At 33.6% G+C, this 23865-nt stretch carries 23 protein-coding genes; 2 read left to right on the forward strand and 21 right to left on the reverse strand.

The genetic code is table 11. From position 1 onward, the window contains the following. Positions 1-41 precede the first annotated feature (41 nt). Positions 42-557, forward strand: coding sequence for a C39 family peptidase (locus tag LDK52_RS09095; protein WP_277585639.1), 516 nt, complete (start codon positions 42-44; stop codon positions 555-557). Here the strand turns inward: LDK52_RS09095 and LDK52_RS09100 are convergent, their stop codons facing one another. Continuing rightward, positions 558-1433, reverse strand: a complete 876-nt coding sequence (locus tag LDK52_RS09100; protein ID WP_277585640.1) for a 5'-3' exonuclease — start codon at positions 1431-1433, stop codon at positions 558-560. A 103-nt stretch (positions 1434-1536) separates the two neighbouring features. On the opposite strand from LDK52_RS09100, the gene LDK52_RS09105 reads away from it, so the two are divergent. Beyond that, on the forward strand, positions 1537-2751 hold the full coding sequence (locus tag LDK52_RS09105; protein ID WP_277585641.1) for an NAD(P)/FAD-dependent oxidoreductase: 1215 nt from the start codon (positions 1537-1539) through the stop codon (positions 2749-2751). 124 nt (positions 2752-2875) lie between these two features. On the opposite strand, the gene LDK52_RS09110 is transcribed toward LDK52_RS09105, so the two are convergent. From LDK52_RS09110 to LDK52_RS09200, 20 genes are all read right to left on the reverse strand, one after another. Then, positions 2876-3796, reverse strand: a complete 921-nt coding sequence (locus LDK52_RS09110) for a polysaccharide deacetylase family protein (protein WP_277585642.1) — start codon at positions 3794-3796, stop codon at positions 2876-2878. 94 nt (positions 3797-3890) lie between these two features. Next, positions 3891-4613: a hypothetical protein gene (locus LDK52_RS09115; RefSeq protein ID WP_277585643.1), complete on the reverse strand. Its 723-nt coding sequence runs from the start codon at positions 4611-4613 to the stop codon at positions 3891-3893. A gap of 46 nt (positions 4614-4659) precedes the next feature. Further along, the gene (locus LDK52_RS09120; protein ID WP_277585644.1) at positions 4660-6300 is read right to left on the reverse strand and encodes a GNAT family N-acetyltransferase; all 1641 of its coding nucleotides are present in this window, start codon (positions 6298-6300) and stop codon (positions 4660-4662) included. Positions 6301-6315: 15 nt separating this feature from the next. After that, positions 6316-7224, reverse strand: coding sequence for an NAD-dependent epimerase/dehydratase family protein (locus LDK52_RS09125; RefSeq protein ID WP_277585645.1), 909 nt, complete (start codon positions 7222-7224; stop codon positions 6316-6318). Next, a complete protein-coding gene (locus LDK52_RS09130; RefSeq protein ID WP_277585646.1) occupies positions 7221-8321 on the reverse strand; it encodes a glycosyltransferase family 4 protein in 1101 nt (366 codons plus the stop codon). Before LDK52_RS09130 ends, LDK52_RS09125 begins: the two co-directional genes overlap by 4 nt. 84 nt (positions 8322-8405) lie before the next feature. Next, entirely contained in the window at positions 8406-9692 is a 1287-nt protein-coding gene (locus LDK52_RS09135; protein ID WP_277585647.1) for a type III PLP-dependent enzyme domain-containing protein, read from the reverse strand. Positions 9693-9751: 59 nt separating this feature from the next. Further along, positions 9752-10951 (reverse strand): ATP-grasp domain-containing protein, encoded by a 1200-nt coding sequence (locus LDK52_RS09140; RefSeq protein ID WP_277585648.1) that lies wholly within the window; start codon positions 10949-10951, stop codon positions 9752-9754. An 18-nt stretch (positions 10952-10969) separates the two neighbouring features. Beyond that, positions 10970-12004: a dTDP-glucose 4,6-dehydratase gene (gene rfbB, locus LDK52_RS09145; protein ID WP_277585649.1), complete on the reverse strand. Its 1035-nt coding sequence runs from the start codon at positions 12002-12004 to the stop codon at positions 10970-10972. Positions 12005-12015: 11 nt separating this feature from the next. Next, on the reverse strand, positions 12016-12894 hold the full coding sequence (gene rfbA, locus LDK52_RS09150) for a glucose-1-phosphate thymidylyltransferase RfbA (protein ID WP_277585650.1): 879 nt from the start codon (positions 12892-12894) through the stop codon (positions 12016-12018). Beyond that, entirely contained in the window at positions 12891-14009 is a 1119-nt protein-coding gene (locus tag LDK52_RS09155; protein ID WP_277585651.1) for a DegT/DnrJ/EryC1/StrS family aminotransferase, read from the reverse strand. The genes rfbA and LDK52_RS09155 overlap by 4 nt, the downstream gene beginning before the upstream one ends. 34 nt (positions 14010-14043) lie before the next feature. Beyond that, positions 14044-15255, reverse strand: a complete 1212-nt coding sequence (locus LDK52_RS09160; protein ID WP_277585652.1) for an ATP-grasp domain-containing protein — start codon at positions 15253-15255, stop codon at positions 14044-14046. Continuing rightward, a complete protein-coding gene (locus LDK52_RS09165; protein ID WP_277585653.1) occupies positions 15252-16739 on the reverse strand; it encodes a lipopolysaccharide biosynthesis protein in 1488 nt (495 codons plus the stop codon). Before LDK52_RS09165 ends, LDK52_RS09160 begins: the two co-directional genes overlap by 4 nt. Before the next feature lie 9 nt (positions 16740-16748). Next, a complete protein-coding gene (locus LDK52_RS09170; RefSeq protein WP_277585654.1) occupies positions 16749-17744 on the reverse strand; it encodes a glycosyltransferase in 996 nt (331 codons plus the stop codon). Next, entirely contained in the window at positions 17722-18885 is a 1164-nt protein-coding gene (locus LDK52_RS09175; protein WP_277585655.1) for an O-antigen ligase family protein, read from the reverse strand. Before LDK52_RS09175 ends, LDK52_RS09170 begins: the two co-directional genes overlap by 23 nt. 30 nt (positions 18886-18915) lie before the next feature. Further along, entirely contained in the window at positions 18916-19641 is a 726-nt protein-coding gene (locus tag LDK52_RS09180) for a tyrosine-protein phosphatase (protein ID WP_277585656.1), read from the reverse strand. Positions 19642-19656: 15 nt separating this feature from the next. Continuing rightward, entirely contained in the window at positions 19657-20961 is a 1305-nt protein-coding gene (locus LDK52_RS09185) for a tyrosine-protein kinase domain-containing protein (protein ID WP_277585657.1), read from the reverse strand. Positions 20962-21083: 122 nt separating this feature from the next. Further along, entirely contained in the window at positions 21084-21194 is a 111-nt protein-coding gene (locus tag LDK52_RS20025) for a CpsB/CapC family capsule biosynthesis tyrosine phosphatase (protein WP_320415356.1), read from the reverse strand. Between the two features lie 31 nt (positions 21195-21225). Beyond that, positions 21226-21879, reverse strand: coding sequence for a sugar transferase (locus LDK52_RS09190; protein ID WP_277585658.1), 654 nt, complete (start codon positions 21877-21879; stop codon positions 21226-21228). Between the two features lie 250 nt (positions 21880-22129). Beyond that, entirely contained in the window at positions 22130-22852 is a 723-nt protein-coding gene (locus LDK52_RS09195) for an exonuclease domain-containing protein (RefSeq protein WP_277585659.1), read from the reverse strand. Continuing rightward, a complete protein-coding gene (locus LDK52_RS09200) occupies positions 22842-23816 on the reverse strand; it encodes a DUF294 nucleotidyltransferase-like domain-containing protein (RefSeq protein WP_277585660.1) in 975 nt (324 codons plus the stop codon). Before LDK52_RS09200 ends, LDK52_RS09195 begins: the two co-directional genes overlap by 11 nt. Positions 23817-23865 lie beyond the last annotated feature (49 nt).

Raw genomic sequence — 23865 nt, forward strand, 5'->3', positions numbered from 1 at the left:
CCATAGAAAAAAAGAGAACTCTATTATTTGGAGGTCCGATAATGAATATACAACTGCCAGTCCAAGGTTACTCACAATATGATTCATCCATTCAATCAAACTATCAAGCTTCAGCATGTGGACCAGTTACTGCTTACGTATTGTTAAATTACTTATTTCCAAATGCTTGTCCCTATCAACCTAATGAACTCTATAAAAAATTAGGAGGAACTCGCATCGGGTTATTTACCTATCGGTTTATTCGAAACTTGCGTAAGTTGCTTGGACCTAATTGGAAAGTAAACAAATGTACTTTGCAAGTAGCTTTGGAAGAACTCAAAATTGGAAGACCCGTTGCATTAAAATTCGATAAATACTTTTCGCTACAGTGTAATAAAAAATTCACTTTTTCCTATCACTGGGTTCCACTTATTGGCTATGAATTAGTAGATAGTGAACTGGTACTAATCATTCATGACAATGGTGGTAGAAATCGTCCCAGTCAAATAAGGAAAGTTCGGTATTCAGATAATGCGTCCATTCTTACGTTTGTTCAAATTACTCCGAAAGAAAAATAACTATTTTTGAAGCTGTCTAGCCAAAATAGTATAACCATGCTCATATAGGAAATCATGTTTCGCCGAAGGGATTTCTTTTATGAGTAAATGTTCTAGCTCAGCTCCTATTGGGACATCTCTTCGAATCGTAGCAAGCTCTTTGGAAAGCTTCAGCATCTCCAAATCCGTCTCGATTTTCGTCCGTTGACCTACTTTCAAAAGTGGTAATGCCTCTAAAACTTTATCAACAGTTCCATAGGTTTGAACGAGCTGCAGCGCTGTTTTCGGACCTATTCCCTTCACTCCTGCATAGCCATCACTAGAATCTCCCATAAATGCCTTCACATCTGGGAACAGCAACGGAGAAATGCCGTATTCTTCCAGGAAACGAGCTTCATTGTATACGTCATAAATGGTGAACCCTTTTTTCGTGAATGCAATTTCTGTGGAAGGCTCCAGTAATTGAAGAAGATCTTTGTCTCCACTCACGATTGTAAACCTCGCGTCCTCTTTCCACTTATGGGTAATAGAAGCAATGGTATCATCAGCTTCCATTCCTGCTTGTCCAAAATTCATCCACCCCAAATGCTCTGACAATTCCTGAGCCATATCAAACTGTGGAATAAGCTCTTCGGCTGGCTTGGGACGGTTTGCTTTATAGCCATCATATAGCTCATTTCTAAATGTAAGCATACCTTTATCCCAGCAAATAGCCATATGAGTAGGTTGCATTAAATTTTGTGCTGCTAATACATGGCGAGCAAATCCTTGCACCGCATTTGTTGGAATGCCTTTATCATTTTTAAAATAATTTCCGGACATTGCAGTTGCAAAAAACGATCTAAACAATAATGCCATTCCATCTATTACTAATACATGTGGTTTTTCCTGAGTCATTTCAAACACCCTTTTTAATAGTTTACATAATTATAACATGAGTAGATTAAATCTATTAAATGGTGGGTATATAGTTAAAAACTATTAGAATGGAGTATGAAATATGAAAATACATAATGGATCCCTCTACTGGCCTACAACTACAAACCCATTCACTCCAAAAAATACTTTTGAAAAACTAGACTTATATGATGTAGTAATAGTCGGTTCTGGAATGTCAGGAGCTCTTACTGGACTTGCATTAGCAGAGGCTGGTCTCAAGATAGCGATACTAGATAAACGTGAGATGGCCACAGGCAGTTCCAGTGCAAATACTGGTCTATTACAATATTCCAATGATATTATGCTACACGAATTAATCGGACAAATTGGAGAAAAAGATGCTGTTCGCTTTTACCAGCTTTGTTATGAAGCAATGGACGATCTTGAACGCATTGCAAAGAGTTTACCAATAGAAGTAGACTTCATCCGAAGACCAAGTATATGCTATGCGAGCGACGAAAACGATGTTGAAAAGATAAAAGCAGAATACGATACATTAATAAAGTATGGGTTTCCTTGTGACTATTGGGGACCAAATGAAATGGCTGAAAAAATGCCTTTTTCCAAACCAGGTGCATTAGTAACATTCGGTGATGCGGAGATTAATCCATTAAAGTTTGTGCATGGTATTCTAACTAAACTAGAAGAATTAGGTGTACATTTTTTTCCTTATACGGAGGTTTTAGATGTATTGGAGGATAACGATAAATTAGAAATACGTACCTCTGGTCAACCTTTTTATGCCAACCATATCGTCTACACAACTGGCTATGAAACAACTCCCGTAGGTGAGCGCATTGGGGCTGATATTAACCGTTCTTATGCATTTGTCAGCAATCCAATCCCAGCATTTAATGATTGGTATGAACAGGCATTAATATGGGAAACCAAGCGCCCTTACTTATATATTCGTTCGACTGTAGAAGGAAGAATCGTTGTCGGTGGCTTGGATGAAGACAAGCCAGAAGCACCGGACTCTGATGAAGTCATCCTGCAGCGAGCAGAAAACTTATTACAACAAACAAAAGAGCTTTTCCCTAATTATGACATTCAGATAGATTATGCATATGCGGCAAGCTTTGGCGAATCTATTGATAATATTCCATTCATCGGAGAACACCCAACGAAAAAAGACCACTTTTATTTACTAGGTTATGGTGGAAATGGAACAGTATATAGCATGCTAGGCTCACATATTTTAAAGGATTTAATAGAAGGTAAACGGAATGAAGATGCTGAGCTGGTGCAGCTTGAGAGGAAATATGGCGTGAGATAATTATAGAAGCTTAAAGGATCATGTACTATGATGCATGATCCTTTTTTTCATCATAACTAAAAAATATTGACTCTAATGAATAATTTCTTTATATTCTTTTAGTTTTAGCACTAAACCAGTAGACTTAAAAAACGACAATAAACGGGAAGTAGTAACTTTTTGCAACTACTTTTGCTGTAATAACTTTTAATACATCCGTAACATCCCGCATATGCATACTTTGAAAGTTATACTTGTTCTTTAAATAGTCGACATGCTTTAAGATTTCTTCTAAAAATTGTAGGTTTTCCTTTGTATCTCTACCAAAATTATGTGGGTGCCACCATAAATGATAGAGTTCGTTTTTCTTTGCAGCCCTAGTTAATCCCTTTTTAATTCGTATGAGACGAAGCTGCTCTAGCATGGACAACCGGCTATTATAAGGTCTCAAAAAGCGACTAGAAGGAATATTGACAATAGGATCTGTTTCGATATTCTTTAAGCAATACGTATGATTGCCTGATATATTCATATAGGCATCGATTAGGCGACACAGTCTTTTCAGCGAAGAATTTTTTTCAGCTGTATGAGCTTTATACATCCAGTTTTTTTCATTTCCTCGGTATGCCTTTACTCCAAGCTCTTTACATACATGTAAATAATGAAGGTTTACTTGGTTCCTTGGAAAAACCAAAGATGCTGTTTTCTCCAAAGAAGAAACAGCTACCAAATCCTTTACAAAATGCTCCATATTTTGCCCGTCTTCTAAACAATAATAATGAGAAAAGGTGTGTGTTCCAATCTCTTGATTGGATGTTTCTCGTATCATATCGATTAGTGACCTTCCGAAATGGTAAGGGTCTACCGTTTCATTCTCCCCTACGTTGGAGAGATTTTTTATTGGGCTAAATGCAGTATTCTCATAAGGTATATCCATTGTGTTAAAATATGATAAAAGTTCCTGTTTATCCTTGCAATACAGCATACCAACAATTGCCCATGTCGCATGAATATCATATTTTAAAAACAATTGGAGTATTTGAGGAATAGCTACACGAGCTCCCAAAATATTGTTGCCGTATTCCTCTATTGTGTAAACATCGTGTACTCCCCAATTAAGCTCAAAGTCTAATGAAATAATAAGAGCCCCCCCCAGTTCCTCATCCTTTCCTCAGTTTCATCGTTCTCCCTAAGAGGACTAATTTCCCTAATAGGGAGCTTGCTTCGTAACCTGAATAGACATCGGTAATTTTACCGCCGAATTCCCTTTTAAAACTACTAATATTATCATTTGTTGTCAAACCACCCATATCATATACCAAATTCTTTCTATCCTTAAAATACAAAATATTTCTCCAAAGTAAATAGCGGCTAGCTATACTTAATATTCTCTTATCAATTGCGTTATTCTTAAATCTAAAGTGGGTTGCAGAGTATAAAGAAAAGGCAGTCTCATCATCTGTAATAAAGACTTGATAGCCAAGGATTTCTCTATTACTCCCATTTACTATTCTAGTAATAATTAAATGACTAGCTTCCATTAATAACTCCATTGTTTTTATATGAAATGCACCACATTTATACGTATTTGTGTGTTTGACAAATTCATTGTAAAAGGTTTGGAATTCCCTTATATTAGCTAGGGTTGGTCGGTCCAATACTTCTATTTGAAAATCATACTTAGCCGCCTGGCGAATTTGTTTTCTATTTGTACGATGAAGGTCTTTTAATAATTGTTCTTCACTTTTTGTTAAATCAATAATGATCGTAGTTTCTTTTATCAATTGGTTAACAGGTTGATAAGCATGAGAAAAACCAATTAAGTGCGCTTTTGGTAATGGAGTTTCACCCGTTTTTAAAAAGTAGCAATTTACTAAAGTCAAATTTATAAGTTTCCTTTTAACAACTATTATTATGGCACCTTCTTCTCTATTTGAGTTCTTCTCTACTTGTTTTTGACTTTCCAAGTATTCGAGTAAAAATTATTTTCTCGGTCCATTGAAAGCCAAGCTGATTTAGCAAATTCATACTTTCCTTATCTTTTCTATTAACAGATACATATACATCTTTACATTTGTAATTAATATTTACAAAATCGAGAATTTGTAAGAGGTTTTCTTTTTTCCAATCTTTAATGTAGATGCTTCTCTTTTTTAGATTAAACACTACTTTAATATCATCTAAACGAATGACGTTTTCATTTATCCAAAATGCTTTTAATATGTCATCCAAGTAATACCCAGCGTATCCACTATAAACTTTTTGTAATATATCTCTTCTTCGTTGCTTAGAAGAAAGTGCTAAGTCCGTTGTGATTTTCGAGACATACACGTTATTATTTTCTATCGATGAGTAGGGTTTCGTCAGCTTACCTATTAGATACTGTCTCTTGTAATAAATATAGTGTAAGAGTCTTTCTTTAATGTCACTCATCAAATAGTACTTATTTTCTTCTTGACGTAAAAGGTACTTAATCTTCCCTATCGTATTTCTACGAAACATAACAACTACTCTGTACTTTTTTATTTTAGAGATTAGAATATCCTTCAGCCATAATATATTTCTACAAGTCTTTGCCCGAATCGTATTCGTAGAAAATATTGATTTTCTAGTAAAATCTACGTTCGTATTCCATTCCATTTTATATGGCTCATAACCAATGCTCATATCCAACTTATGAAAACCGTCGGAAATTAATTGACTCATTTTTTCTTTTATTAACAATCTACCTGGCCCATAGGAATCAAAATCTGAATCGTGACCTAGTACATATCCTAAATATCTTGTTCTACATGTAAACCCGTAAGTGAAAGCGACTTTCTCACCTTGAACTTCTAAAGCTGTTAAACGAACCGAAAAATTTCCAGGTGGTAGAGCAGCTAAATGTCTAAAGAATACCTGCTTTCTTTCTGTTGAAAAGCCGCTCGTGTCATTTTTCTTTTCCCACCTTCGCTTATGTAGCCTTACAATTTCATCCATATCATTTTCTTCTAATATTTTTAACGAAACGTCCCCTAATGCCCTCAACCTTTTTTCTCTTCGATCCATGCCGTGTAGTTTTTTTCGAGTTTTCATGTACTCGTCAAAATTAAGCTGCTTCAGATTTATATATGGAGTAATGATTGAAAAATGACGTTCCTTCATATTCCTTGCATTTAAATACTGAGTAATAGCAAAAGGTGTGTCTGTGCTTTCTAACAGACCATGAAGAGAAAATACAATACTTTTCTTCATTTTTATCAATTCATCAAATGCAAACATAATGGCACGACTTGCATCTGATTTCCTCACAATAATATCCATATAATTTGCTATACCTAGCGCTAAAAAGTTAGCCATATATCCATACCATGTTTTTTTAAATTGAAAAGGGAAAAAAGCAATCATCCTGTTGTGTTCTTCAATTGCTATAATTTCAACATTTTCTTTAGATCCTAGTATTCTCCACCAGTTATATACAAACTCATATTCTATGAAAGGATTAGTATTTTCGATATCCTCAATAATTTTATTCCAGTCTTGTTTGTAAACTTCTAAATGGCTATAAGATTTAATACTTATAAGTTTCAAATAATCCTCCTTCGTTTACAATTTATTGCCCTTATTGTTAGACTGAATAATTTTTTCCAGTCCCTCCTCCAATGTGTAAGATGGTTCCCACTGAAGAATTCTTTTAGCTTTTTCATTTGACAGGACACTTCGTTTAATCTCAGCAGCATCCAACTCTTTTACAATTGGTTCTATTTCTATATTAGTAATATGTGAGATTAACTTAGATACTTCTTTAATAGTTCTTTCTATACCAGAACTAATATGAAAAACACCGGTTTCATGACTTACCATTGCAGTAAGACAAGCAGCGGCTACATCCTTAACATATATGAAATCCCTTGTTTGACTTCCATTATGAATAATTGGCGCTTCTTTTTTAGAGATACGATTAAGAAAGCTCGAGATGACGCCACTCTCTTGATCAGGTCCATAAACATTCGAAAACCTTAAAATACAGGTTTTGAGGCCGAACATTTTTTCATACAGGCGCACGTAATTCTCAGCAGAAACTTTCGATAATCCATAAAAGGAAAGTGGAGATAATTTAGCGTCCTCCTCTACGGGTAGAGCACTCGAATTTCCATAAACAGCTGCTGAGGAAGCTAAGATAAATTTTTGCACATTAAATTGATTGGCGTATTTAAGTGTATTGATTGTACCTAAAACATTAGCTTGGCAATCTGCTATTGGGTTCTCCATAGAAGCTAGGACCGAGGTTTGTGCTGCAAGATGAATAACATAATCTGGCTGTTCTAGTTGGAAAATGCGCTCAGTCTCAGAAGTTGTAATATCAACTTCATAGAATGTTGCATTTCTAGGAACTCTGCTTTTTTTACCATTCGAAAGATTATCTAAAGCAACAACTGAAAATTGATGATTTAACAGCTCCTGGACTACAAAAGAACCTATGAAACCTGCTGCTCCTGTTACTAGTACCTTCAATCTTTTTCCTCCAATTTTATTAGGTTTTTATACGTTATGAAGGTTTGACTATACATCTGTTCAAAGGTAAAACTTGCTTCATATATTTCGCGACTTTTTTTCCCCATACTTTTTCGGAGAGAAGGATTTTCGATTAAAGTGGTAAGTAACTCGGGCAAATTATGCTCAATTAAAAATCCGTTTTCAGAATTCCTCACAGCCTCTTTCACTCCCCCTACATTAGAAGCGATAATTGGCAGTCCATGCGCCATAGCTTCTAATATGGATAGAGGCAAACCCTCCCATGCAGAAGTAAGCACAAAAATATCCGCATCCTTCAATAGCTCGGAGACGTTAGAATGATTGCCTAAAAATGTTACTTTATCCCCCAAGTTCTGCTCCTGAACATATTTAGCCGCTTGTTCCTTTTGCCTACCGTCACCAGCAAAAATCATATACCAATTTAACTCTCTTATTTGAAGAAGTGCATGTAATAGCTCCAATTGTTTTTTAGGTGTGTCAAAACGAGCAACCATTAATATTTTTACAATGTCATTACGTACAAATTGAACACTTCGTTGACTTTGGTCCATAACACCATTGTGAATCGTTATTAATTTGGAAGAGCTTAACACCTGGTGCTGCAAAGCTAGAATTCTGTCATAATCACAAACAGTAATTACTATTTTTGATATTTTACCTATGCATTTTTCTACTCTACGATAGAAAACCTGTTTGTTTTTCGCCACACCATCTGTGAAAGCCCATCCATGTGCTGTGAAAACGAAAGGAATTCGAAGCGTCCAACAGGCGATTCTTCCAAGTATCCCAGCTTTAGAAGAATGAATAGCTACAATATCAGGATCCAGTTGTTTTAAAGTTTTTCTAATTTCAATAAAAGCGAGTATATCCTTGACTAAATTCATATTTCTTATTAAATGCTTCAGTGGAATGTATTCAATCTCTTTTACATAAAGCTCATCCGCTAGTTGTTTTTCGGTTCCATAAAGGATTGAAACTCGATTACCATCTGCTACCATTCTTTTCGAAAGGTCAAGAACATGTACTTGAGCCCCTCCTACCTCATACATATGTGTAATCAGTTGAACAATTTTCATCTACTATCCCTCATTTTCCTTTGTAGAAACCTATTGATAGTAAGTGCTATTCAATTTAGAGTTTGGAATCCATTAAGTTACATATTAGAAGACATAAACATTACTATTGATAAAATCATCTAATTCCTCTCTCTTCCTAACTGCCTTAAATTCATTGCCTATTTTAGCGATAATTGGAGGTCTCTCTTTGATAAAAGGAGGATTAAGTACTATAGTGTAAGCACCCATGTTGTGGAATACTAGAAAATCTCCTACTTTTGGAATTTCTCCAACATGGTCAATCATTAAATAATCTTTCTCCATACATGTATAACCAACAACATTAAATCTGTCTGTTTGATAACAAGCTACATTTGTTTTGACAAGCTGCATCGAGGTATTTTTTTTACTAATACTAGGTTTAATATTATGAACACTCCCATTAACTAGAACAAAATATTCATTACCATTTTTCTTCACATCGACTACTTTACAAAAGAATTTAAATGTATCGACTACTAATGATAAACCTGGCTCTATTATTAAAAATGGCTCGTTTTTAAAATGTATTTTTTCTTTATTCATAATGGAACAGATCGCCATAGCATAATCATCATAGGATGGGACGTTATTTATCTTCATTGTTTCGGGTACATTACCATAAAATCCTCCACCAATATCCAGATACTCTAATGTGTTTGAAATATATATTTTTGACAGATCGCATAATTTCTGGGTTATTTTCTCAAAAACTTCTAAACTTCTTAATTGGGTGGAAAAATGACCATGCAGACCAACCACATCTAAGTTTTCTATTCGCTTTAAATCGTTTAAGGCTTTCTCTAAATTTCCATTTTCAACGCAAAAACCAAATCTACTTTGTTTAAATCCACCCTGAAGAGGGCTTTTCCCTTCAATTGATATATCAAAATTTACTCTTAATCCTACTTTATAATGCTTATTTTTATTCTTCTGAGTATATTCTTTTACAAACTCAACCTCACTAAACGAATCTAAATTAATAATACTGCCTTCTTTCAGTGCTAATGCGATATCTTCAGAAGACTTCAACGGACCATTAAAAATAATATTTTTTGGATTCATTCCGATTTTTAGTGCTAAATCATATTCAATCCTAGAAACAACTTCTGCGTATCCTCCTAATTTAGATATCTCTTTTAATAAAATTGGTAAATAATTTGTTTTATATGAATATCCCAGAATAAATTTACTGTGCCTACTACTAAATGCTGAGAACATCTTCAAATAGTTTGTGCTTAGTTTTTCCAAGTCAAATAAATAAAAGGAGTCCCCAAATTGTTGTTTTAATAAATTCACTTTCTTTAAAAAATCAACCTGGTTTCTATTCTCTATTCCCTCAATATTGTTCACCGATTAATTAGCCCCTTTTTTATTTATAATTGGTTGAACACTGAAATTAAATAAAAATTTTAGCTAATCAATTGAATATCAATGTGTTGTTTCATGTTCTTCATTTTAGATTTCAACTCTTCTGAGGAACTAAACTTCAGGAAAACAATTCCCACTATTTTATTTAAGCCTTTAAATATTTCTATTTGATCATTATATTTTTTATTTATTACTTTTTTAATAATATTTCCTTGTATTTCATCAGAAAATACTATGTCTTTTAGCTTTCCTCTTTTAAATGAATGCAAGTAATAAGTAGCATAGTAATTCTGTGCCTGCCTATCTTTTATTTCTATCTCATTGTTATTTAAAGCTGCTTCAACGGTTGCTTTTACAAAGTCTACTCCCGTTGCCATCTCTAATAGTTGAGATATCATATGTCCACCATTCCTAGCAGCCATTTCAATAATATATGGTTCTCCATTTCTATCAAACAGAACTTCAATATTAAAGACTCCCCTACTTATGTTCAATAAATTTATTACTTTTTGCAATTCCTTGCGTACTAAGACTAGCCTTTCTTCCTCTATAAAAACTGGGTAACTATTACCTGTTGGGATAAATACATTTTTTTCTATATCTCTATATCCATTTAAAAATCCATAACATTCAATAATTCCATTTACTACGATTATGTCACCACCAATCATGCACTCATGTGTCATACCAATATACTCTTCGAGAATGACTAGTTTTTGTTTTGAATTTAAAAGAGCTTCATCAAATGCCCTATCAAACTCTTCCAGAGAAAATATTCGCGTAACTCCTCTACTTCCTGAAGAATCTACAGGTTTTACCATTATCGGAAATTCAAAATCTGCAAGGCAATCCTTTGCTTCACTTTTTAAATGGTTGCTTCTCACTTTTGGACAATTAAAACCGTTATTCATTAAAAAATCTCTGAATAGATTTTTATTTGATAAAATTAATACGGATTCATATGGATTTGATGGTAAATTTAATTTGTTAGCTACATAAGCTGCCGTAGCTGTTGCCACTTCTGATGAATAAGCAACAATTCCATCTATATTCTTTTGCTTTGCAATTTCAAGAATCGCTTCCTTATCCGTTGTGCTTACACAATAATATTCATCCGAATGATATTGTCCTGGATTATCTATTAAGTAATCACATAAAATAGTGTAATATCCTTGATCTTTTGCAGATTTAATCGCAATAACTTGCTGATCCGATCCACCAAGTAACATGATCTTCTTCATACATACACCCCAGTAATTTTAATGTTTTTTTGAAGTCTTGTTCGCAATAGAAATAGGAGACGTTATCCATTCTCTATTTTCTAAATACCATTGTATTGTTTTTGAAAGACCGTCATTGAATGTATTAGAAGGAACCCATCCCAACTCTTCACTAATTTTAGTATTAGCAATAGCATATCTTCTGTCATGCCCCAAACGATCATCAACAAATTTGATTAAATCCTCACTTTTGTTTAATAAATTTAGAATTATTTTAACAGTTTCTATATTTTCTTTTTCATTATTTCCACCTATGTTATATACCTCTCCAATTCTTCCAGAGTGGAGTACTGAATCAATTGCAGTACAATGGTCTTCCACGTGTAACCAATCTCTTACTTGTTTTCCATCTCCATAGACTGGTATTGGCAGATTATTTAAAGCCTGTGAAATAATCATGGGAATTAACTTCTCAGGATATTGATACGGACCATAATTGTTTGAGCATCTAGTAATAACAGCAGGTAATTTGTACGTTTCATAATAAGCTCTCACCATTAAATCTGCAGATGCTTTGGAGGCAGAGTATGGACTATTCGGTGAGAGATTTGTCTTTTCAGTAAAATATCCTACTTTACCTAAAGCACCGTACACTTCATCCGTAGAAATTTGGATAAATTTAACGTCGTCTTTGTATTCAGTGCAATATTTATCTGATTTATGGACCTTCCAATAATTTTTGGCTGTATCTAATAATGCCTGTGTACCAAACACATTTGTTTTCAAGAAAATTTCTGGTTCATCAATACTTTTATCTACATGAGATTCAGCTGCGAAGTGAATAACAGCTTGAATATCATATTGATGAAACAGTTTATTTAGTAAATCACGATCACAAATATCTCCATTTACGAAGTGATATCTTTCTTCGTGCTCGATATCCTTTAAATTTTGCAGATTACCAGCATACGTTAATAAATCCAGATTAACTATTGTGTAGTCATATTTTGACAGCACATATTTTATAAAATTGGATCCGATGAATCCTGCTCCACCTGTAACTAAGATATTCATCCTAATCTCCTTTATGCTCTATTAGAATTCGCAACATCTACTAAATACTTGCCGTAGTTTGTCTTCATTAACGGTTCTGCGAGCTTTAATAATTGTTCTTTCGATATATAGTTTCTGCGAAAGGCTATTTCCTCAATACATGAAACATATAATCCCTGTCGATTTTGGATAGCTTCTACAAAATTAGATGCCTCTAAAAGAGACTCATGGGTTCCTGTATCTAGCCAAGCTAATCCTCTTCCCATTATTTTTACCTTCAATTCTCCCAATTGAAGGTACTCATTAATAATAGAAGTTATTTCCATTTCTCCTCGGGAAGAAGGTTTAACCTCTTTGGCGATTTTTGTTACTTGATTATCAAAAAAATAGAGACCTGGTACCGCGTAAAAGGATTTTGGATTCTCTGGTTTTTCTTCTATTGAAATGGCATTTTCTTCTTCATCTACTTCTACTACTCCATAGGCTCTAGGGTCCTTCACATAACACCCGAAAATTAGGGCACCTTTAGATAAGTTAGTTGCCGCTTCCTTTACTTTATGCCCAAAATTAGAGCCATAAAAAATATTGTCACCGAGCACTAAAGCAACCGAAGAGTCTCCTAAGAATTTCTCACCAATAATAAAGGCATCTGCAATACCGGTTGGATTTTCTTGTATTGCATATGTTAAATTCACTCCTATTTTAGTACCATCTTCCAATAATTCTTGAAATCCCTCTATATCTCTTGGTGTAGAAATAATTAATATGTCTCTAATCCCCGCAAGCATTAAAACGGAAAGAGGATAATAAATCATTGGTTTATCGTAAACTGGTAGCATTTGCTTAGAGATAACTTTTGTTAGCGGATATAAACGAGTACCAGATCCACCAGCTAAAATAATTCCTTTCATATAGAATCACGAATCACTTTACAAATTTTCTCCACTGATTCCAAATGAAGTTCACCGTAATAGGGCATAGCCAATACTTGTGTAACAGTTTTATTTGCTATCGGAAGATTTTCTTTCCGGGCAGACTCTAAATGCTGGTACCATTCAAAGTCGCTACATAAAGGATAGAAATACTTTCGTGTAAATACGTTGTACTCTTTTAGTTTCTCGTGTAGCCAATCTCTTGATTTACCATATAACTCTTCGTCTATTTGAATGACAAAATACTGATAACTGCTGCATTCATCTTCTAATTTCGTCAACACGTTAATACCGGGTACATCTTTCAAGTACGATTCATATGCTCTTTTTATTTCATGCCTCTTCTTGCGTTCGGTTTCCACAAGCTTTAATACTTCAAGTCCAATTACTGCCTGAATTTCGTTTAACTTTGCGTTTAGACCTGAAAGAACAACCTCCTCTGGATTTGCTATTCCAAAATTTTTTAGGAGATTAAGTTTTTCAACTAAACTATTGTCTCTAAAAGTCAATGCTCCGCCTTCGATAGTATTAAAGAGTTTTGTTGCATGGAAACTGAACATCGTCATATCTCCATATTCGCTAACAGGCTTATTATTAAAATTTGTCCCAAAAGTATGTGCTCCATCATAAATTACTTTCAGTTTATATTTGTTTGCGATTAATTGAATTTGTTCGACATCACATGGATTTCCAAATGTGTGAACACCAAGGATAGCAGAAGTTTTTTCTGTAATAAGGGGTTCAATTTTTGCTGCGTCTAGGGTAAGTGTTGTGGGATCTATATCACAAAATACAGGGGTTAAATTATTCCAGTCGAGTGCTTGGACTGTTGCGGGAAAAGTAAATGGAGTAGTAATCACTTCTCCGGTTAGGTTTAAAGCTCTTAAACCTAAAAGTAATGCAGATGTGCCATTATTAAATAGGGATAAATTTTCTACTTTCAAGAAGGTTTTTAATTCTAGTTCTAACTTAGATTGCTGTGGACCACTATTAGTTAGCCATTTGCTATCCCAAACTTCTTTTAATTTAGCGTATATATCATCTAGATCTGGAAGTAATGGTCTTGTAATGTAAATAGGTTCATCTTTTATCATCTAAAACTCCCTTTTTTTATTTCGTTTGGATTGATTACTTTATATCGTCCATTTGTATTTTAATAAACTTATTCATATTTTTCATTTTGGAATTTAATTCTTCTAAACTTCTATACTTTAGAAAAATAATTCCAATTGCTTTGTTAGAGCTATCAAATATTTCCACTTCATCATTTACCTCTTTAAAGATAAATTTGTCTAATATATTTTCTTGTATTTCCTTGGAGAAAATAATGTTCTTTAATCTACCTGCTTTAGAAGAATGAATGATATAAGTTGAAAAAAAAGAATCTATTGGGAAAGAACACCTAAGTTTTAATTCTTCCACTTTTCCTAAAGCAGCTTCCACGGTAGCTTCAACTAAATCTACTCCAGTTATTATTTTGAGTAGTTGTGGTATCATATTGCCACCGTTTCTTGGTCCCATTTCTATAATGTATGGACCTCCATCTTTACTGAACATTACCTCAATATTAAATGCCCCCATACTTATGTTCAGAAGGGTTATTACTTTTTGTAACTCATCATGTATTAAATGTATTTTTTCTTCCTCGATTAATAATGGATAGCTTTTACCTATTGGTACCAATGAATTGACTTCTTTACTTCTATGACAGTTTAATAACCCAAAAAATTCTATTTTTCCTTTGACTACAAAGATATCACCCCCGACCATATATTCATGGGACATCTCAATAAACTCTTCTATAATCACCTTTTTATCCTTGGAGTAAGAAATGGCTGTATTAAATGCTTCAAATAATTCTTCCTGTTTATCAATTTTGGAAACACCTTTACTACCGGAGGAGTCAGTTGGCTTAACTATTAATGGAAACTGAAATTCACTTAAACTTATTATTGCTTCTTCAACATTTTTGAAGCTTTTTGCTTTTGGACAATTAAAATTTTTATTGAATAAAAATTCTCTAAACAATTCTTTATTTGATAGCACTAATACTGACTCGTACGAATTGGAAGGTAAATTCAACTTATTACTAACAAATGCTGCAGGTGCTGCAGCTGGATCGGATGCATAAGCTACAATTCCATCGATTTTTTTTTGCATCGCGATTTTACAAATTTTTTCTTTATCCGTTGTGCTCTCACAATAAAATTCATCTGAATAATATTGTCCTGGATTGTCCTGTAAGAAATCACATAAAATCGTATGATACCCTTGTTTTTTGGCATATTGCATTGCTGGTAACTGCTGTATTGAGCCTCCAAGGAACATGACTTTTTTCATGAATTCCCCTCACTTTTTCTTGATTTCTGTCCAGATAAGAAAGACCTTAATAGTTCAATTAAAAGATGTAATTCACGAATCTTAAAGATTTTACTTAATCCTATATAAGCTACAATACCTATGCTAATTTGAGAAATAAGTGTTGGAATACTCCCAAGTATTATTATCTTACCTACCATAAATACAATAGTTCCCATTACAATGGAAATCCCAAAAATCGGCAGAAGGTCTTTTAGCTGTTCTTTAGTCGAATATGAAATCTCTCTTGCTGAATAATACATATTAATAAGTAATGAAAGATAAGAACTTATAACTGCTGCGCAAATTAACCCAATGATTCCTAGCTTAAATAAAAAAGAAAGAACAATAAGTATCGTGAGAAGGCCTTTTTTAATAATTTCTAATCGTAAAAACAAATCAGATCTACCTTTGACTTGTAAAATATTTAAGTTGATAGCGTGAAGTGGGTATAACATTCCTGCAAAACACAACAATTGAAAATATATGACTGAAGGAATCCACTTTTCTCCAAAAAGAATTAGGAAGATTGGGTTCCCTATTGCTGCCAGGCCAATTAACAATGGAAAGTTAATAAATGCAGAAAGTTTAATTATTTTCTTGAATCCTAGTTCAAGACGCTTCTCATCGTCTTGAATACTACTAAGCACTGGATACGTTACTCGTTGTACTGTCGAAGCTAAGGATTGCGATGCAAGGTCCCTAACTTTTACCGCATTTGTATAATAACCAAGCTGTGTAATTGAAAAAAACTTACCTATTATTAAAAAATAGAGATTGTTATAGAAAGTGTCAATGAGACCAGAAAGAAGTAATTTTGAACCAAAACTAAAAAAACGTTTAAAAGATTGGTAATTAAATATAAAACTTGGCATCCATCTGTTATAAATAATGAGCAACAATGTCTGAATTAGCTGAAGAGAAATCATATTAACTACCAGACTCCAAACACCAAATCCTAACACTGCTACAATTATTGTAATTGTTCCTGAAATTACGGATGATATGACACTAATTTTTGTTATTGTACGAAAGTCAATTTTCTTCATAAGCATAACTCTTTGAATAATTGCAAAGGCATTAATGATAATGACAATAGAAAGCACTCGAATAATTTCTATTAATTGTGGTTCCTCGAAAAAAATACTAATTCCTTTAGAGCTGATAAAGAGTATTCCATATAAAATCATCGAGATTCCAAGATTAAAAAAGAACACAGTTGAATAGTCTTCCTGAGTTGTCTGCTGATCTCTTATAAGAGCCTGGGTAAATCCACTGTCCACAATAGAGTTAGAAATTGCGATAAATACTAAAATCATTCCAAATACACCAAAATGCTCCGGTACTAATAACCTAGCTAAAACAATTTGTATAATAAACTGAATCCCGTAATTTGCCATCAATTCAGTAAAGCTCCAAACAATCGCTCGTGTCGTCTTATTCGTTAAAGTGGCTGTTCCCTTCATTGGATGTCCTCAAGCATTTGGTTTTTTCATATATTTAGTAGTTTTTAAGCTGGATAATTTCATAAACAACTGCGGATAATTGCAACGTAGAAATACTTTAAGATGTACACTAATTTTGTACAAGAAAGAATAGTTGTGTATATTTTTATTGTTTATCTTTTTCTTTTGGAGGATTAATATTTCATATTCTAAGACTTCCTTAACCTTTGCTATTTCATTTTTGTACCTAAATTCGGAGTACTCATTAAACCCGGTTAACAGATTAATAATTCCACTATTTATTTGAATAACTTTTCCTCGAATATTACCGCTAAGAATCATACGATTTGTCCATGACCCCTCTACACCACTTCGATATGCGCACATGCTTTTATCCATATAATATGCATAACCTTGACTTGCAAGTAGCATCTGCATAGGATAATCACCTATGGGTGCTGATTCATAAAAGGGAGGTGGATTTTCCATAAGGTTTTTAGGATAAAATAACGATGGTGTTGGACAAAACCCTCCACCTTCAATAATAATATCCTCCATTGGGCTAATTTGATCAGTAACATATGGTCTAATGAATCTATTAGTTTTTATACTAGGTGCCTGAATAATTTCAGCTGAATGAAAGCACAAAGTACAATTTGGATGCTGCTCCATATAGTTTACTTGTCGCTGTAATTTGTTGGGATCTGTCCAATAATCATCCCCTTCGCATTCAGCAATATACTTTCCTTTACTGTTTTGAATAAGCCTTTGTGAATTTTTTCTTGCACCTACATTAGTCGGAGATGTTATTATTCTTATTTTATCTGGATACAAATTTGCGTAGTGTTCTACTATTTTTCTAGTATTATCAGTGCTGCAATCTTCTCCAATAAGAATTTCATATTTGAAATTTGTTATTTGATTTAGAAAACTTTCAATGGCTTCTGCTATATATTGTTCATGATTATAAGTAGTACAGTTTACACTTACTAATATGGTCAATCTACCACTCATTTCTTCGCTCATTTAATGGAATCCATGCTAAAGCTAATAGCAGCCAAAAATGTCTCCAATGTAATGTATCAACAAAAAAACTATTAAATGCTAAACCGATTAGACTTGCAAATATAACGACATAAAAAACGCCATCTTCCCGCTTCGAACTCCAGTAACTACAAAGTGCTTTATACAAACTAACAATGAGAAATAAAATGAAGGATAAAAAACCTATTACACCGTTCTCTGTAAACACCCGGGCGTATAGGCTATGTGGAGAATATTGAAAGATACTCTCCGACTGACCTGCTCCAATACCGAGTGGGTTAGAAATCCCACTTTCAAAAGCCGCAAGCTGCGTACCAAATCGCTCATTATCATAATTCTGAAAGCTTAATCGAGATACGAGTAAGTCTTCGATTAAAGGAGACTGAATAATAAATAGAATAACCGGAATTCCGACAATTACGATAAATAAAACAGTATTAATCCTTCTTTTAAATAGATTGACTTTAAATAGAAATAGATAGATCAATAGCGAAATTAATAAGTTGCCCCATGCTGCCCTAGAAAAACTAATAATTACTGCAGCTATTAATATTAGAAAAGTAGTATAGTAGAAGATTTTTTTCTTTAATGGCATGTCCTTACGCTCTGTCATACTTAATGAAAACAAGGCTGGCATAACTAAAAATGGTCCAAAAACATTAGGATCTTTGAAAAGCGCTTTGGCTCTTCCATACATTAAAAATAAATCACTAAAAGGTATCAGATTAAAATAAGCTAGAAGACCAATAATTGCTGAAAGGCATGCAGAAATTAAATAACCATGTAATATCAATTGCAATCGAGTTTGGGTAATCCGTTCGCTCAGCCCAATTATCCCAATCCAAGTTAATGCTAAGTAAAATGTAATTGCTGTAAAGAAAATAGAAGGACCAATAGCTTTAATAAAAAATAAAGATAATAGATTGCTTATTAAGAATATAGAGAGAATTATTATTGGAAAAACCATTTCCTTGGAAAATCTATAAATAGATAATGCAAAGGCTATTCCAATAAGTAGAATAATAAATAGATCATAGGGAGATGGTTCAATGACAACAAAGGAACTGACTGCCAATGTGATAAATAAAAAATACGATAACCAATCATTACTTCTCTCCTTCATTTTCTTCTCCTCAAGTATAATATTTTCTAATTATCTCTTTGTATCCAGTACGTTAAACTCACTGCCTTTTAATACATGCTCTGAATTTCCTTTGAAATATTCTACTAAGTCAGTACCATACTTACTTTCAATATACTCATATGCTTTGGTCAATAGAAATGGTCGGTGCCTTATACTATGCGCATCTGATGCAATAAAGTGAACAAGTTGTTCTTTTAGTAGCTGTTTAGAAAATGCTTTAACTTTCGTTCCATTCTTTCCAAGTACACTTCCAGCAGTAATTTGTAATAGTGCACCTCTTGCTACAATTTCTAATAATTTACCTTTGTTCTTCATGAGAAATAGGTTCTTTTCTGGATGAGCAATGATCGGTATTAAACCCTTTAATTGAAGTTTATATAATACATCGAATAGATAAGGAGGAAAGTGATTATTAGGTAATTCAATTAGTAGATATTTCCCACTATTTGCCAAGGTTAATAATGTATTATCTAGTATACTTTCATTCAATAATATTTCCATGCCAGCATATAAGGTAACTGGAATATTTTTTTCTTGTAATAGTGCATTCATTTCACATACCTTAGTGTATACAACCGATGATTTGTTTTTATATGTTTCGTTTTGGTGCGGAGTTGCAATAATATGTTTTATTCCGTTAGCTCCTGCATTAGCTATAAGCAACAATGATTGCCCTACTGTTGAAGCACCGTCATCTAGCCCTGGTAAAATATGATTATGAATATCTACTATCAAATTGTCTCCGCTCCTTTAGTAATATTCAGTTGGACGATCCTGTTGATATTTATTTCTATTTAGAATTGTTCCTAATACATTAGCTTGCACTTTATGAAGCTTCTCCAAGCTTTTCTTTGCAGTATCCTTTTTTGTTTTACTACCATTGATAACAAGCAGACAACCATCCGCTATATCTACTAAACTAAGCACATCAGCAACTATTAATGGTGGACTATCAATAATAATTACATCAAATTGCTTCTCTAACTGGTTGAACAATGTTTTCATCTCAATGGATGAAATAATCTCAGCTGGATTTGGAGGATAAGGACCTGCCCCTATGAATGACAGGTTTTCAAATTCTGTAAGTTGAATAATATCTGCAAGCTTTGCCTGCCCAGCAACATAGGAAGTTATCCCTGCTTGTTTTTTCATATTAAATATTTTTCTACCTACAGGTCGACGTAAATCAGCATCAATATAGACAACTTTTTTGTTATCCATCGCAAACGTTTTTGCCAAGCTTGTACTGATAAATGATTTTCCCTCCGCTGCAAGTGAGCTTGTAATTACAAAAGATTTTATTTTTTTTTCATTTAATTGGAATTGTATATTTGCCCGTATGTTTCGAAAGGACTCAATCGAATGTTCAAATCTTTCCAAATGGTCTTTTATAACAGGAATTGAGCCCATGCTAGGTAAACTAAGATGCTTTTCTGTTAATTCCTCAAGATTTAAAATAGTAAAATATGTTTCTTTTATTATTAAGAAAACGAAACAGATAAATATTCCTAGGAAAAATGAAATAACGAAATAAAATGCAGAATGTGGATTAACTACTCTTGTATTATTTTTAATAGTTGCTTCTCCGAGGATATTCAAATTATCCATCTTCATCAAATTTTTAATCTCTTCTTGAAATACATTTGCTACAGTATTTACTAAATTAACTGCACTCTTCGCTGTTCCATCCTGTACTTGAATCGTCATTATTTGTGACTGGTTATTCGATATTATTGTTATTTTATTTCTTAACTCACCTATACTTACTTTGCTATCCAAGGAATCACTTACTTTTTCTAATACTTGATTTGTAGTTAATAAATATTTATATGTTTCAATTAATCGTAAATTCATATCGATTTCATTGATGGAGACGCCTGTTTCTGGAGTCGTTGAATAATTTACAAGGATATCCATTTCTGCTTCGTATACTTTTGGAATGGTTAGTCCAATGGCTCCCCCAAGGCAAGTTATGAACAAGATAAAGACTAGTATCCGAATCCAATAATTTCTTATCACTGCAAGTATTTGCTTAAGATTGATACTATAATTCATGTTAGCTTCAACATGTTCATATTTAGTAAACCCCTTCCTCAAAAATTCCAATCAGAATTAGATTTAAATCGTTTATATCATAAATTCGTACATATCCTTACCATCTCTTCTTTACGTTTTGATTAATTTAAGAGGGGCTGCAAGCTAGCAAATGCATTAGTGGAGTCTTCCTCTATAGACTCAGGACCATCATCTAAACCTGGTAAAATGTGATTATGAATGTCTACTAGCAAACCCCTCTCCCTTTCTAAATTAAGTTATTCCTTACCAAGCACCTTTTCCAATAATCACTATATATACTGTATGAAGGATGATTTTCACGTCTAATAAAAAAGAGCAATGGTTGATATAATACAAATCATAAGCAATTTTTTCTCCGTGTGTTATTGCAGAACGGCCATTTACTTGTGCATATCCTGTAATTCCTGGTTTTACTTGTAATCGTTTTTTTTGAGTAGCGGAATAATAATTAGTAATTTCAATCATTTCAGGTCTTGGTCCTACTATACTCATGTCCCCCTTTAAAACATTCCAAAGCTGGGGAATTTCATCTATACTATATTTCCTATATATTTTCCCTAGTTTCGTGATGGTTAGGGTTTGTGGTGTTGTAAATTCAAAATCTTGTGGCACCTCGTCTTTCCATTCATATTTGTGTGAGCTAGATTCAATATCCTCCGCTTGCATGGTTCGAAACTTCCAAATAATAAATGGTTGTTCATGCAAGCCCGCCCTTAGTTGATTGTAAAAAAGGGGACGTCCTGAGAAAATCAATAAAATAACTGAAAACAGTATAATTGTAGGAAATAACAAAATAAGTAATAAGCTGCTCCCTAATATATCTACTGTTCGTTTAACAAAACTACGATAGAAATACGTTGGAGCCTGTTCATAAGTCGGTTGGTCTAATTTTTCCACGCTTTGTTCTCCTTAACATAAAATATTAGAAAACAATTCCATACATAAAAGAATATTCAATGCTCCTATAAAAAAGACCTATTCTTATATAACTATTAAATTATTTCCCATCCTTATTAGCTTATGAGTTTATGAGTTTATATACCTTATGATGGGGGACATTCTATTCATGCCTTAGTAATTTTTTTTTGTATCTATTGTAAATTTCATAACAAAAAGCACTACAGGTTAATTTTCTCCTGTAGTGCTTTTAGATTCTTGCAAACTGATTGTATACATCTTCTAACGTTTCACAGCCGTGCCTTTTTACTTTCTCCACATAGATGCTCCAAAGTTTTGCGGTCATTTTAGCGTCTTCTAATGCGTGATGGCGTCCCACAATTGGAACGCCGTTATGCTCGCATAGATCTTCTAACGAACTGAGTTGTATATTGGGCTCCGCAATTTTGTATAAAAAAGATGTATCCACAATTCGATGCTTAAATAGTGTACGAAAAATCTTTGTACTAGCATATTGCATAAAACTTCTTTCGTGATTTGCGTGATGCGCCACAAGTGTGCTGTCTTTTGCAAATTGAAGAAATTCCATTATTACATCCCCAACTAATCTTGCTTCCTTCAATTGTTCATTTGTAATACCTGTTAGTGCCACGATATTTGAAGGTATTTCTTTTTCGGAATATATTAGAGAGTAGAAAATCTCGTCTTCTTGAATGGTTGAACCGACCATTTTTATAGCACCAATGGATATAATGTCATGGCCTTGCACTGGACTAAATCCTGTCGTTTCAATATCCAATACTACTACGTCTAGCTCATCCAAGGGGATCTTTAGTGTATCCTCTTTTTTCATTTCTTTTTGGAGGTTTCTTAAAAAAGCCATTTGTTGGGTACTTTGAACATCACCTATGCCAACATTCGTACGTTTACCTTGAATACCTCTTAGTATTTGCATGAACGGTTCAAATGCCATGGTGAACACCCTTTTTCATTAAGGCAATTATTTCACGATGTAATTTACTTCCTCCTTTAAGAATACGTTTTATATCTTTCAGTTCCACCTTGGTTCGTTTTTCAACCTGCAGATAGTGTGTATCTGAATAGCTTTCAACCTGCGATAATGACAATCGATATGATAATAAATCCGAAAAATTTCTTTCGCTATTTTTCAGTAAGCCTGCATATTCCTTCATTTGAATTAGTTTATTCATTCGAGCTAAAGTGGAAGTTTCCATTATCCCCTCTCTGATTGAAAGTAGTCGAATGGCATTTACATATGGTAGGAATCCAGCGTATTTTAAGTTCACGCACCCTTGATATAATCCATGCCTTTCTACTAATAGTTGGCCAACAGGACCTATGACATTTTTAATATGTTCTATATTAGTAGTGAACCGGCTTAGTAAAATTGGATGTTGTAATTGGTATGCATGAATGAATGACTTCAACTGATGAATAATTTGCCAGTTTCCATGAAACACCCGTGCATCATAAAAAATGTGAAGAAAACGAATGGACTCCCAGCTTTCATCAGTCGCCCAATCGTGGAGTTGAATTTTCCAACCATCATAAGATTTACACCACTCAGGATTAGAACTCATCACCTTACCTTCACAATACGGATATCCTACTTCATATAAGCCTTTAGAAATTTCCGTTCCAAGCATCTGAAAATACATATCATTTTCAGCATTAGCTATTTCATAAGCAATTCCATGATCCTGATCACTAATTAACCCTTGTTCTAATCGGCCTCCACTGCCTGTTATAAACCAAGAAAATTCACATGGAGCTGGACCAGTTCCCATTTTCTTAGATGCTACTTTCAATACTTTTAGCATCACCTGATCATGAAAATCATTAAGCGAAACGATGTCATCTTGGAAGTTTGTCATATTTAATTCCTTCCACTCTCGAATAGATTTATACGTTTCCACAAGTACACGCCCTTTTATATAAAGAGCCTCTAAATTAAAGAGGCTTTCA

The sequence above is a fragment of the Psychrobacillus antarcticus genome (assembly GCF_029533155.1).
GTDB lineage: Bacteria > Bacillota > Bacilli > Bacillales_A > Planococcaceae > Psychrobacillus > Psychrobacillus antarcticus.